The sequence below is a fragment of the Acinetobacter sp. 8I-beige genome, assembly GCF_902505955.1.
GTDB classification, from domain to species: Bacteria; Pseudomonadota; Gammaproteobacteria; order Pseudomonadales; family Moraxellaceae; genus Acinetobacter; species Acinetobacter johnsonii.
The window spans coordinates 73,957-86,985 of sequence record NZ_LR732790.1; the positions used below are offsets into that span (position 1 = coordinate 73,957).

The 13,029-nt window shown below is 38.2% G+C and carries 11 protein-coding genes; all 11 read left to right on the forward strand.

What is annotated here, in order from left to right:
- Nucleotides 1-9: 9 nt before the first annotated feature.
- The gene (locus GVX98_RS00355) at nt 10-1,350 is read left to right on the forward strand and encodes a phenylacetate--CoA ligase family protein (protein ID WP_159126953.1); all 1,341 of its coding nucleotides are present in this window, start codon (nt 10-12) and stop codon (nt 1,348-1,350) included.
- A gap of 2 nt (nt 1,351-1,352) precedes the next feature.
- Entirely contained in the window at nt 1,353-2,492 is a 1,140-nt protein-coding gene (locus GVX98_RS00360) for a glycosyltransferase family 39 protein (protein ID WP_159126954.1), read from the forward strand.
- Entirely contained in the window at nt 2,489-3,631 is a 1,143-nt protein-coding gene (locus tag GVX98_RS00365) for a glycosyltransferase family 4 protein (RefSeq protein WP_159126955.1), read from the forward strand. Before GVX98_RS00360 ends, GVX98_RS00365 begins: the two co-directional genes overlap by 4 nt.
- Nucleotides 3,632-4,240 (forward strand): sugar transferase, encoded by a 609-nt coding sequence (locus tag GVX98_RS00370; RefSeq protein WP_159126956.1) that lies wholly within the window; start codon nt 3,632-3,634, stop codon nt 4,238-4,240. It abuts the gene before it with no gap.
- Nucleotides 4,237-4,896, forward strand: a complete 660-nt coding sequence (locus GVX98_RS00375; protein ID WP_159126957.1) for an acetyltransferase — start codon at nt 4,237-4,239, stop codon at nt 4,894-4,896. The genes GVX98_RS00370 and GVX98_RS00375 overlap by 4 nt, the downstream gene beginning before the upstream one ends.
- A gap of 33 nt (nt 4,897-4,929) precedes the next feature.
- Nucleotides 4,930-6,099, forward strand: a complete 1,170-nt coding sequence (locus GVX98_RS00380) for a DegT/DnrJ/EryC1/StrS aminotransferase family protein (RefSeq protein ID WP_159126958.1) — start codon at nt 4,930-4,932, stop codon at nt 6,097-6,099.
- Between the two features lie 129 nt (nt 6,100-6,228).
- Nucleotides 6,229-8,103, forward strand: coding sequence for a nucleoside-diphosphate sugar epimerase/dehydratase (locus GVX98_RS00385; RefSeq protein ID WP_159126959.1), 1,875 nt, complete (start codon nt 6,229-6,231; stop codon nt 8,101-8,103).
- A gap of 39 nt (nt 8,104-8,142) precedes the next feature.
- Entirely contained in the window at nt 8,143-9,015 is an 873-nt protein-coding gene (gene galU / locus GVX98_RS00390; protein WP_159126960.1) for a UTP--glucose-1-phosphate uridylyltransferase GalU, read from the forward strand.
- Between the two features lie 19 nt (nt 9,016-9,034).
- Entirely contained in the window at nt 9,035-10,291 is a 1,257-nt protein-coding gene (locus GVX98_RS00395) for a UDP binding domain-containing protein (RefSeq protein ID WP_159126961.1), read from the forward strand.
- Nucleotides 10,288-11,961, forward strand: a complete 1,674-nt coding sequence (gene pgi, locus GVX98_RS00400) for a glucose-6-phosphate isomerase (protein WP_159126962.1) — start codon at nt 10,288-10,290, stop codon at nt 11,959-11,961. The genes GVX98_RS00395 and pgi overlap by 4 nt, the downstream gene beginning before the upstream one ends.
- Nucleotides 11,954-12,973 (forward strand): UDP-glucose 4-epimerase GalE, encoded by a 1,020-nt coding sequence (gene galE / locus GVX98_RS00405; protein WP_004983900.1) that lies wholly within the window; start codon nt 11,954-11,956, stop codon nt 12,971-12,973. The genes pgi and galE overlap by 8 nt, the downstream gene beginning before the upstream one ends.
- The last annotated feature ends 56 nt before the right edge of the window (nt 12,974-13,029 follow it).

Below are 13,029 nucleotides of genomic sequence, written 5' to 3' on the forward strand. Positions count from 1 at the left end.
AGTTTAAAAATGTCATTTAAAGAAAGTCTAGTTCGTCTAAGTCCTTATTTTCTTCAAAACTTAGCTGTTACAATGTTTAATGTAAGTCAGTATAAAATTCGACATGGGGGGAGCTATTCTGATTTTAGAGAATATTATAAAAAAATAGATCGTTTGTCAAAGGACGAGCTAGAGCAGGAAGTCAATATCAAGAAAAGTAAATTTTTGACTTATGTTATAAATAATTCAGCATGGTATAAAGAAGAAAAATTAGATAAAGATAAAGTGCTTGAAAAAGAAGATATTATTAAGAATTTAGATAAAATAAAAACAATAAATGAGTCAGAAGGTATTGTAAGTTTAACAGGAGGTACAACAGGTGCTTCTATGAAAGTGATTTATACAAAAAAAGATATGCAAGAGCGGTTTGCTATTTTAGATCACTTTCGTGCTCAACACGGCTATGAGCTTGGGAAAAAAACAGCATGGTTTTCTGGTAAGAATTTAATCACTCAAAAAGATATAGAAAAAGGAATTTGTTCACATTATGATTTTGTAAATAAAATTAGATTTTATTCTACATTTCTAATTAATGAAAAAAACTTTGATCTATATTGGAAATCCTTAAATGAATTTCAACCTGAATTTCTGGTAGGCTTTCCATCTAGTGTCTTTGAAATTTGTCAAATTGCAAAGTCTAAGGGTTTAAAATATACAGGCCAAGCAAAAGTTTTTTTTCCAACTGCAGAAACAGTGTTAGCAGAACATAGACAAGTAATTTCTGAAGTTCTAGGATGTAAGTTAGTAGATCAATATGCTTCTTCAGAAGGTGCGCCATTTATACTAGAGTGCACTGCTGGGAGTTTGCATATTCATCCTTTAACAGGTATTTTTGAAGTTGTAGATGAAAATTTGAACTCTACTCAAGCTGGGCAAATGCTAGTAACTTCTTTTACCACGTATGGTACACCACTAATACGTTATCGGATTGGTGACTCAATTACTTTAGCAGATTCTACAAAACAATGTGCGTGTGGTTCTTTTTTTCCTTTAGTCGACAGTATTGAAGGACGTACAAATGACTATATTCTTTCTCCAACTTATGGGAAGGTTAACTTAGGTAATATTAGTAACTCGACTAAAGACACTCAAGGTATAGTCTGTTTTCAGTTGATTCAAGATAAAATTGATCATCTTGAAGTCAGAATTGTAGCAAGTAAAGATTTTAATAAAAAACAAGAGTTAAATTTCATTTCTTCACTGCGTGAAAGAATTGGGAATGAGATTGAATTAGATATTATATATGTTGAAGTCATTGAGAAAGAGAAAAGTGGGAAATTTAGAATTGTCAAAAACTTAATTGGTAAATAGTTATGATTGAATTTGATTACTATCAGAGTATGTTTACCTTATCAATTTTAATTATTGGCTTGTTTTTATCTTTTATTATTGGTTGTAAAAAGAAAGTAGATATTAGTTTTGTGGTAGCTCTTTTTCTTTGGCATACTTTTTTTAGTCTATTTTACTACTTTTTTACTCTATCAAATGCTGCAGATGCAGTAGTTTATTACTATAATTCATTAGGAGAAAATCTCAAATTTTACCCAGGCTCTCCGTTTGTTTATTATTTTTCTTCCTTATTTTCAAAGGATTTAGATGCAAATTACTTGAATGTTACTTTCGTGTACAATTTATTTGGAACATTAGGCCTCATCTTCTTATATTTATCTGTAAAAAGATACCTTGAAAAACTTTCGTGGATTTGGGGCTGTTTATTATTTATACCCTCTATGAGTTTTTGGAGTGCTGGTTTAGGTAAAGATTCTATTTCATTTTTTGCTGTCTGTTTGTTTTTATATACAATCACTATCAATAAAAGACCATATCTTTTACTACCATTGTCTTTTTTTGCAATGTGTATGGTACGGCCTCATATTGCACTTATGATGATTGTATCATTTGTAATTTATTTTATTATTCGTTCTAGGGTTCATTTGTTGGTAAAGTTAATAACATTACCAATTATTTTTTCTGCTCTTATATTTTCTTCTAGTTTCGTGCAGCAATATGTAGGTTTAGAAGAAGCTTCTGTCGACGCTGTTAGTGGTTATGTTGATCAGCGTCAAGGGTATAACCAAAGTGGAGGCTCGTCTATTGACCTACAATCTATGAGCTACCCTATGCAAATTTTTACTTATTTATTTAGACCTTTACCTTTTGATGCCCATAGTGCTTTGGCGTTATTTACTAGTATAGAAAATACAATATTATTAGTACTATTTTTATATGTTTTATTTAAAAATAAATTTAGACCGCATTCATTTATAGAAGGTAAAAATGCTTGGTTGTTAATTTATGCATTTTTAACATGTAGTATGTTAGCAATTACAACAGCAAATTTAGGTATTGCGACTCGACAGAAGTGGATGGTTATGCCTATTTTTCTTTACTTATTAATTTATGCTTTTTACCAATATAAGCAAAATCAACGTGTGATTAGTATTAAAAAATGAAATTCTTAATTATTTCCAGCTTTCTCCCTTCAGTCTTAAACTTCCGTGGAAAGTTACTCGAAACGATCCATCAACAAGATTATGAAATCCATGTTATTGTGCCTGATTTGATTTCTTTTTCTGCCGAGCATGAAAAACTACTAGATTTAGGTTATTACGTACATGATGTTTCCATGCAGCGTACAGGTACCAACCCGGTAGCAGACTTAAAAACCTTAGGGAGCATCTATACGCTTATAAAAAAAATCAAACCTGATTATGTTCTATCTTATACGATCAAGCCGGTGATCTACGGAACACTGGCTGCGTGGCTGGCAAAAGTACCGCATCGTTATGCCTTAATTACCGGTTTAGGTTATGCATTTCAAAATGTAGAAACTCAGAGTAAGCGTAGTATTTTTCAGCAACTGGTTCATGGTTTATACCAGCAAGCATTATCACGCAGTCATAAGGCATTTTTCCAAAACCCGGATGACCTAAAACTTTTTCAGGATTTAAAGCTTCTAAAAGCTCAAATACCTACAGTGGTAGTGAACGGTTCAGGGGTCAATATTGCCGACTTTAATGTATTACCTTTACCTGTCACGGCTGATCAAAAAATAAAAATCTCCTTTTTACTGATTGCTCGTCTACTGGTAGATAAAGGTATCCGTGAATATGCCGAAGCAGCAGAAATCATTAAACATAAATATCCGCATGTAGAGTTTAATCTAGTGGGCTGGATTGATGAAAATCCTTCAGCTATTGGTCAGCAAGAATTGGATCAATGGACAGCCAGCAATATATTAAAATATTGGGGGAAACTATCCGATGTTCGGCCTGCAATTGCAGAAAGCTCGGTTTATGTCTTGCCGTCGTATCGTGAAGGTACGCCCCGTACAGTCTTAGAGGCCATGGCAATGGGTCGGGCAATTATTACCACCGATGCACCTGGTTGTCGTGAAACTGTTACTGATGGTGATAACGGATTTCTGGTTGAAGTAAAATCCGTGGAAAGTTTAGTAAAAGCTATGGAGAAACTAATTCTTCAGCCAGAGCTTATCGCTCAAATGGGAAGTCGCTCCCGAGAAATCGCACTTCATAAATATGATGTACATCAGGTAAACGCACATATGATGCAAGAAATGGGTTTAATCTAAATGTTAAAACGCTTACTCGATATTATCATCGCCTCTGTAGCCCTGATTCTGCTTTCCCCTTTATATGCATTCGTGGCTTATAAAGTGAAAAAAAATCTAGGTTCACCCGTGCTATTTCGTCAAGTGCGTCCAGGTTTAAATGGTAAGCCATTTGAAATGATTAAATTCCGCACCATGAAAGATGCAGTGGATGCACAAGGCAATCCATTGCCAGATAGCGAGCGTTTGACGCCATTTGGCAAAATGTTACGTTCGACTAGTCTGGATGAAATGCCTGAGCTTTGGAATGTGATTAAAGGTGATATGAGTGTTGTGGGGCCACGCCCGTTACTGATGGAATATTTATCTCTATACAATCAAGAACAGGCCAAACGTCACAATGTGCGCCCCGGTATGACCGGCTATGCCCAAGTGAATGGCCGCAATGCAATTAGTTGGGAAGAAAAATTCAAATTAGACACTTGGTATGTCGAAAACCAGTCAACAGTATTAGATTTTAAAATCATGCTTAAGACTGTGCAAAAAGTCATTGCAAAAGATGATATCAGTGCGGAAGGTGAGGCAACGATGACAAAATTTACAGGCTCAAAGTCGGAAGATAATACATGAGTTGCCCTGTCTATGCGATTTATGGAGCATCGGGTTGTGGTCGTAGTTTAATGCCTGTTGCGCGACAACAATTACAGCGTGTAGGTGTTTCGGCGGAGATTTATTTTATTGATGACAGTCTACATCAACCACAAACAATAAATGGACACCCTGCATTAAATTATAAATCTTTCAAAGCTTTACATGCTACACAAAAGTTTGTCGTGATTGCCATTGCAAACAGCTATATTCGTGAAAAAATTGCACATAAGTTAGTAAATGATGCCATTCACTTATGGAGTATACAGGCAGATAATACGGTTTTAATGGATGAGCTTGAAATTGGAGAGGGAGCTGCCTTAAGCCCTTTTGTTTCAATTACATCAAATATCAAAATCGGCAAATGTTTCCATGCTAATTTATATAGTTATGTCGAGCATGATTGTGTGATTGGTGACTACGTGACCTTTGCTCCAGGTGTAAAATGTAATGGCAATATTCATATAGAAGACCATGCCTATATCGGTACTGGCGCTGTGATCAAACAAGGCACACCAGATAAACCATTGGTGATTGGTAAAGGTGCAATCGTTGGTATGGGTGCAGTAGTGACCAAAAGTGTTCCCGCAGGTGTTACCGTCGTGGGTAATCCAGCCCGAATTTTAGAGAAAAAATAAAGATTTTTGTAAGAATTTAACTAGGAAATAAATATGTTAAACACTGCATTTGAACCATGGCCAAGCTTTACGCAAGAAGAAGCAGATGCTGTATCTAAAGTACTGTTGTCGAATAAGGTAAACTATTGGACGGGTCAAGAATGTCGTGAATTTGAAAAAGAATTCGCAACATTTGCAGGAACACAATATGCAGTGGCTTTAGCAAATGGGACAGTAGCGCTTGATGTTGCATTAAAGGCTTTAAATATTGGTGCCGGTGATGATGTTATTGTTACTTCGCGGACATTTTTAGCCTCTGCCAGCTCAATTGTGACTGCTGGTGCTAATCCTATATTCGCAGATGTTGAGTTGGATTCACAAAATATTTCGGCTCGGACAATTGAAGCTGTACTAACGCCCAATACTAAAGCGATTATTTGTGTCCATTTGGCAGGTTGGATGTGTGATATGGATCCAATCATGCAACTTGCAGCTGAGCGTGGTTTATATGTGATTGAAGATTGTGCGCAAGCACATGGCGCACAATATAAGGGCAAACCTGCGGGTTCTATTGGGCATATTTCTGCCTGGTCTTTCTGCCAAGATAAAATTATGACAACGGGCGGTGAAGGAGGCATGGTCACCACCAACGATGAAGTACTATGGAAAAAAATGTGGTCTTATAAAGATCATGGCAAAAACTTCGATAGTATTTATAACAAGCAGCATCCACCAGGTTTTCGTTGGCTACATGACTCTTTTGGTACGAACTGGCGTATGATGGAAATGCAAGCGGTCATTGGTCGCATTCAATTGAAAAAAATGACTGAATGGACTGAAGTTCGTAATAAAAATATGCAGCGCATTTATTCAGCATTTGAAAAGGCCCCATATATAACCGTTTTTCAGCCTTCGAATGATTATGTACATGCCGCTTATAAGTGTTATGTTCAAGTAAATGTAGATCAATTACCGGAAGGGTGGTCTCGTGATCGTATTATGAATGAAATTGCTGAATTAGGTGTTCCTTGCTTTAGTGGTTCTTGTTCAGAAGTGTATTTAGAGCATGCTTTTGACAATACGCCTTGGCGCCCTGCTCAACGACTTCAGAATGCGCAAAAACTAGGTGAAAATAGTTTAATGTTTTTAGTTCATCCAACTTTGAGTGAAGATAGTATTAATCAAACTATTTCTGCTATTGAACAAGTACTTACTAGAATTTAAATGCTCTGATGTAAAGTGAATGCTTCGCTTTTGCATTCACTTTACATTTTTACATTTGTTTGTGGGTAGCAAATAACTTAAAAACACATTTAGTTTACTTATATAAATAGCATAGAGAAGACTCACCCTGTGAAATCAGTCATTCTGCCTTTGGTTACATCGCCACGATATGCCAAACAATTATTTTTAATCCTTTTGGATTTTTTAGTTTTTCCTGTCTTGATTTGGTTGAGCTACGCATTACGTGAATTTAACCTAGGGGCAGAAGTCGTTCCTAATATCTCATTCGGATCACTCTGGGTAAGTGTTTTAGCAATCACTATGTTATTGATTTGTGGAACATATCATTTTATTGTTCGTACATTCAATGAGGTATTCTTTACACGCTTAGCGATTGCAACAGGATTAACTGTCCTTGGACTTTTTGGGCTGGCATATTGTACAGAGGCTTTTATTCCGACATCAATTCCTTTGATGTTTGGTTTCTTCATGTTTTCCTGGGTTTGGTTTAGCCGTGGTGCTATTCGATTTATTGTGCGGGCATGTTTGCAAACTGATATTCCAAAAAGAAAAATCGTGATTTATGGGGCTGGATATGCAGGCCAACAAATTGCGGCAATGTTGAATCGTTCAGATGAACATTTTCCTTTATTTTTTATTGATGATGAACAGTCGTTATCAGGGCAAATTATTGGTGGTTTAAAAGTTTATAATGCTGAACATGCGCTTAAACGTCTGGAAAGAGAAACAGTTGATGAAATTCTCATTGCTTTACCATCTGTAGGGCGTACGCGAAAAAGTGAAATTGTTCAATTTCTTGAACCTGCACATATTAAAATTACAGAAATCCCGGGGCTTACAAAGCTTGTAGATGGGGATATTAAAGTCTCGGACATCCGAGAAGTAGACATTATTGATTTACTTGGGCGTGATCCTGTTCCGCCGATTCCAGAATTATTGGCCAAAAATATTCAATATAAAGTAGTGATGGTCACAGGGGCAGGTGGTTCTATTGGTTCAGAACTTTGTCGACAAATTATTAAGAATAATCCGCAGAAATTAGTTATTTATGAGCTTAGTGAATTTGCACTGTATAGTATTGATAAAGAATTACGTCTTAAGTCACAAATAGAAATTATTCCGATTTTAGGAACAGTATTGGATGAAGCTAAACTTGAGCGTGTGATTGAGCAGTATAATGTACAAACTGTATACCATGCAGCGGCTTATAAGCATGTTCCATTGGTCGAGTGTAATCCAATTGCAGGACTAAAAAATAACTCTATTGGTACAGCTTTTAGTGTGAATGCTGCGATTAAAAAAGGTGTAGAGACTTTTGTACTGATTTCAACAGACAAGGCTGTTCGTCCGACCAATGTAATGGGAGCGTCTAAGCGAATGGCTGAGCTTTACTGTCAAGCGATGGCAGAAGCGCAGCAGCAAACCCAAATTAGTATTGTCCGTTTTGGGAATGTATTAGGTTCTTCAGGCTCCGTTGTTCCTCTGTTCAAGCAGCAGATAGCAAAAGGTGGCCCAATTACAGTGACTCACCCTGACGTGACGCGTTATTTTATGACTATTCCAGAAGCCTCACAATTAGTCATTCAGGCTGGTGCTTTGGGTACAGGTGGAGACGTTTTCTTGTTGGATATGGGCGAGCCTGTTCGTATTCAAGATTTAGCACGTCAAATGATCGCGTTGAGTGGTCTGAAAGTTCGTGAAGAAGGGTCGGATCTGGGGGATATTTCGATTGAGTATGCTGGACTCCGCCCAGGTGAAAAGTTATATGAAGAGTTGCTAATTGATCATGAAGATACACAGTTAACTGAGCATAGTCGAATCTTACGTTCATTTGAAAAGCATTTCTCTTTAGATGAATTATTGCCGATTTTCGAACGCATTTATGGCTTAACTGCGATTGATCAAGACATTGACTGGGCATTAGCTCAGTTAGAACATTATGTCGATGGTTATCAACGTAGCAGTGAAGTTAAGGTAAACTAAGCTTTAATGATTTAATGAACGCAAATGTCTGGATCTGTGATGACAATTAAAAAAGCCATTCTTCCTGTTGCGGGTCTTGGCACCCGTTTTTTACCTGCAAGTAAGTCCATTCCGAAAGAGATGGTGACAGTCGTTGACCGCCCAGCGATTGAGTACGTTGTGAAAGAAGCTGTCGCGGCGGGTATAGAGCAGATCATTTTAGTCACGCATTCATCTAAAGCATCGATTGAGAATTATTTTGATCGTAACTTTGAGCTTGAAACAACGCTTGAGCAGAAGCAAAAATTTGATTTACTCAAAGAGATTAAGGATATTCTGCCTCCACATGTCAGCGTAGTCAGTGTGCGCCAGCCGCAACCCTTAGGACTTGGACATGCAGTTTTATGTGCAAAGTCGATTGTGGGAAATGATGATTTTGCTGTGCTGTTACCTGATGTTCTAGTTAAAGATGCTGATCTAACTAATGATTTGAGCTTAATGATTCAGCGTTTTAATGAAACAAATGCTTCACAAATTATGGTTGAAGCGGTGCCTGACCATTTGGTTGATCAGTATGGTATTGTTGATGTAGCTTCTGTACCCAATGAAGGTCAAAGTATAGTGATGCAAGGTATTGTTGAAAAACCAGCAGTGGGTTCAGCACCTTCTAATTTATCTGTGGTCGGACGCTATATTTTGCCCGCTGAGATTATGCAACTTTTGGAACAAACACCGAAAGGTGCAGGCAACGAAATTCAATTAACCGATGCAATTGCTATGCTACAACAGACCAATACGGTTGAAGCCTATCGTATGAAAGGTCAAACTTTTGATTGCGGCAGTAAACTGGGTTATTTAAAAGCCGTTCTACATTATGGGGTTGATCACCCGATGTTGGGTGAGGCATTTAAAGCGCTTATCCAAGAGCTTTAATGATCAGCGGGAAACTCTTATGAAAGTTGCAGTATTTGGACAAACCCTGTATTCAGGTGTTATGGCGGCATTGCTAGCTGAATGTGGACATCAGGTCTTTTGGTGCGATATCTTAAAAAGGCCGGCTTCAGAGCAAGCCTATACACAAGATGATGCTGTTATAAATCTACTCCATAAGCAAGAAAAAAGTGGATTTCTGCAATACTGCAATTTTAATGCGATTCCTCTCGATATCGATGCTTACTTTTTTAGTCTGAGTCCGACAGAAGAATCGCAAGGCATTGAAATTCTAAAAGAACTCAAACAGCGGCCTATTATTCATGCTAAATTGATGATCAATGCGTCTACCTTAGGGTTACATGGTACTGAGAAATTTGAAAAAATCTTAGCGGATGATGATTGGGTGTATTTGCCGGACGTGATCCAAGAGGGTAACGCTTTGCAAAGTTTACTACAGGCTAAACAGTTGACTGTAGGTTGCTCAAGCGAAACAAGCCAAATTAAAATTCGAGAGTTACTTCGTCCTTTATTTCCAAGAGAACAACAATATTTGTTTATGCCTGTTTTAGATGCCGAGTTTACTAAACTCAGTGTTTCAGGCATGTTGGCAACCCGCATCAGCTATATTAACGATTTAGCCGTGGTGGCTGAGAAGCTAGGCATTGATATTGAGCATGTGCGTCAAGGCTTGGCGGCGGATAGTCGAATCGGTGCATCATATCTTTATCCAGGAGCTGGCTTTGGCGGTGAAAACTTTTCTCATGATGTCTTAACATTAGCAAATACTGTTTCAGGTACTGGAGCGAAGAGCCAGTTATTGGCGCAAGTTTGGGATATCAATGAGCAGCAAAAAGAAATTCTCTTTCGTAAATTATGGAATTACTATCATGGGGATTTAGCTGGTAAGGTTGTTGCGATTTGGGGGGCATCATTTAAAGAAAACACGTCTCGCATTCAGCAGTCTCCAATTCATGCCATGTTAAAAGCACTTTGGGCACAAAATATGGTGGTCAAATTGCATGATCCTCAGGCATTGGCCGAAATTGAAAAACATTATGGGCATCGAGAAGATTTGATTTACTGTACCGATCAATATGAGGCCGTTGAGGGAGCACATGCTTTGTGCTTATTAACCGCTTGGAAGCAGTACTGGAGTCCCAATTATCCAGAATTACTCAAAAAAATGCAGCACCCACTGATTCTAGATGGTCGAAATATTTATGATCCATACTATGTCAAAGCCCAAGGCTTTGCCTATCAGGGAGTCGGGCGATGAAGAATCAAAATAAACCGTATCCCGTCGAAGATATTAATACAGCCATTGCCCGACTGCAGGGCTTGAAAGCTCATTTTGAACAGCATCATCTGAATGATCTTTTTGCAGATGATTCAACTCGTTTTGAGCAGCTCTCTGTCGTATTAGAGCCGATTATTTTTGATTTTAGTAAACATCGTATTGATCGAACCGTAGTTGATTCTTTAGTACAGTGGGCGCAGGCACGAGATTTAACCAATTGGATTAAAACCTTATTTTCAAGTACAGAGATTAACTATACTGAACACCGTTCAGCCATGCATTGGGCGTTACGTTTACCAAAATGCGATCAACAGCATCAAGCTATTGCCGATCAGGTTCATGAACAACTGCAAAAAATGTATGCATTGGTCAACAAAATTCACGAGGGCCAATATCGGGGTGCGACGGGTGAAGTGATTCAAGATGTGGTGAATATTGGTGTGGGGGGATCTGACCTAGGACCACTGATGGTCAGCCATGCATTATCTGATTTTAAAAAATCGACACAAAAGCCTTTAAATCTGCATTTTGTTTCAACCATAGATGGCAGTCAGCTTTCAGAACTTCTGCATAAGCTGCGTCCAGAAACAACATTATTTATTATCTCATCAAAGTCATTTGGTACGATTGATACCCTCTCCAATGCGCAAACGGTACGTCTGTGGCTTGAAAAAGCATTAGGTCAAGAGGCTCAAACCTTAAAGCACCATTTTATTGGTGTCTCGACCAAGCCTGAAAAAATGACTGCTTGGGGTATCGCGCCAGAGAACCAATTTTTATTGTGGGACTGGGTAGGTGGTCGTTATTCTCTGTGGTCATGTATTGGACTTCCAATTGCTTTAACCATTGGGGTGAATGCATTTAAGCGGTTTTTAGCGGGTGCTTATGCAATTGACCAGCATTTTCAACATGCTCCTTTTGAGCAGAATATTCCTGTCTTGATGGGGCTTTTAGGCGCTTGGAACAATAACTTCTTAGATATTCAGACACATGCTGTTTTGCCTTATGACGGTCGCCTCAAATACTTTGCTTCATATCTACAGCAGCTTGAGATGGAATCGAATGGGAAGTCGATCCAACGTAATGGTGAAAAGGTTGAATGGGAGACTTGTCCGATTGTGTGGGGAGAGGTTGGACCGAATGCACAGCATGCATTCTATCAGCTATTGCATCAAGGCACCCATTCGGTGAGTTGTGACTTTATTGCACCGATACAACGTTATAACGCAAATCAGTTTACCTATGTGGATAATGCTGAGGCATTAATTGAACAACATCATTTAGCACTTTCCAATTGTTTAGCCCAGTCACGTTTATTGGCATTTGGTAATCAAGCGCTGGATCAAAGCGAATTGGCCTCTTTACCTGAATATAAAAAATATGAGGGCAACCAGCCTAGTACAACTATTTTAATGCAAGAGCTGAATCCTTATAGCTTGGGCATGTTGATTGCCATGTATGAACATAAAGTATTTGTACAGTCTGTACTTTGGAATATTAACCCTTTCGATCAATGGGGCGTTGAAAAGGGTAAGGAAATTGCCAACCAGTTACTACCGATTTTAAATGGCCAACAACAAGATTTATCTGCTTTAGATGTTTCGACTCAGGGTTTGTTAAAAATTTTATTAGGAAAATTAGATGGCTAATATTTTAGTGACTGGTGGGGCAGGTTATATCGGTTCACATACCTGTGTTGAACTCCTTGAAGCTGGACATGATGTGATTGTGCTCGATAACCTTTCAAATAGCTCGGAAGAGTCATTAAAACGTGTTCAGGAGTTAACTGGAAAAACGCTTAAGTTTATTCAGGGCGATATTCGTAATCAAAATGATTTGGATCAAACTTTCTCTGCAAATCAAATTGATGCGGTGATTCATTTTGCAGGGTTAAAAGCAGTAGGTGAAAGCCAAAAAATCCCATTGAAGTATTTTGAAAATAATATTTCGGGTTCGATTAGCTTGGTCAAAGCAATGCAACGTGCCAATGTCTTTAATTTGGTATTTAGTTCTTCAGCGACAGTTTATGATGAAGGGAATATTTCACCTTTGGATGAAACGATGCCAACAGGTATGCCGTCCAATAATTATGGTTATACTAAGCTGATTGTTGAACAATTATTAGAAAAGCTTTCTATTGCTGATGAGCGTTGGTCAATCGCACTTTTACGCTATTTTAATCCAGTTGGCGCACATAAAAGTGGTCGTATTGGCGAAGATCCTCAAGGCATTCCAAATAACTTGATGCCTTATGTAACGCAAGTTGCGGTTGGTCGTCGTGAAAAACTTTCAATTTATGGTGATGATTACGATACGGTTGATGGTACGGGTGTTCGTGATTATATTCATGTCGTTGATTTAGCAAATGCACATTTATGTGCTTTAAATAATCGACTAGCCGCTCAAGGTTGTCGTGCGTGGAATATTGGTACAGGTAACGGTTCGTCTGTTCTGGAAGTGAAAAATACTTTTGAGCAAGTGAATGGCGTGGCTGTTGCTTATGAAATTGCGCCACGTCGCTCAGGTGATGTGGCAACATCTTTTGCGAATAATGCTCGAGCGGTGAGTGAACTGGGATGGAAACCAAAATATAAACTAGAAGATATGTTGGCAGACAGTTGGAATTGGCAGAAGTTGAATCCAACAGGCTACAAAGCATAGTTTTCTACAATATTTTTCCGCACAATAAAAATAGGCACTAAAAGTGCCTATTTTTA

Excerpts from the sequence above, each read along its gene's own strand:
- galU (WP_159126960.1), top strand. The coding sequence starts at position 8,143 with ATGACAATTAAAAAAGCCATTCTTCCTGTTGCGGGTCTTGGCACCCGT.
- GVX98_RS00380 (WP_159126958.1), top strand. The coding sequence starts at position 4,930 with ATGTTAAACACTGCATTTGAACCATGGCCAAGCTTTACGCAAGAAGAA.
- GVX98_RS00365 (WP_159126955.1), top strand. The coding sequence starts at position 2,489 with ATGAAATTCTTAATTATTTCCAGCTTTCTCCCTTCAGTCTTAAACTTC.
- GVX98_RS00375 (WP_159126957.1), top strand. The coding sequence starts at position 4,237 with ATGAGTTGCCCTGTCTATGCGATTTATGGAGCATCGGGTTGTGGTCGT.
- GVX98_RS00355 (WP_159126953.1), top strand. The coding sequence starts at position 10 with ATGTCATTTAAAGAAAGTCTAGTTCGTCTAAGTCCTTATTTTCTTCAA.
- GVX98_RS00370 (WP_159126956.1), top strand. The coding sequence starts at position 3,632 with ATGTTAAAACGCTTACTCGATATTATCATCGCCTCTGTAGCCCTGATT.
- GVX98_RS00395 (WP_159126961.1), top strand. The coding sequence starts at position 9,035 with ATGAAAGTTGCAGTATTTGGACAAACCCTGTATTCAGGTGTTATGGCG.
- pgi (WP_159126962.1), top strand. The coding sequence starts at position 10,288 with ATGAAGAATCAAAATAAACCGTATCCCGTCGAAGATATTAATACAGCC.
- galE (WP_004983900.1), top strand. The coding sequence starts at position 11,954 with ATGGCTAATATTTTAGTGACTGGTGGGGCAGGTTATATCGGTTCACAT.
- GVX98_RS00360 (WP_159126954.1), top strand. The coding sequence starts at position 1,353 with ATGATTGAATTTGATTACTATCAGAGTATGTTTACCTTATCAATTTTA.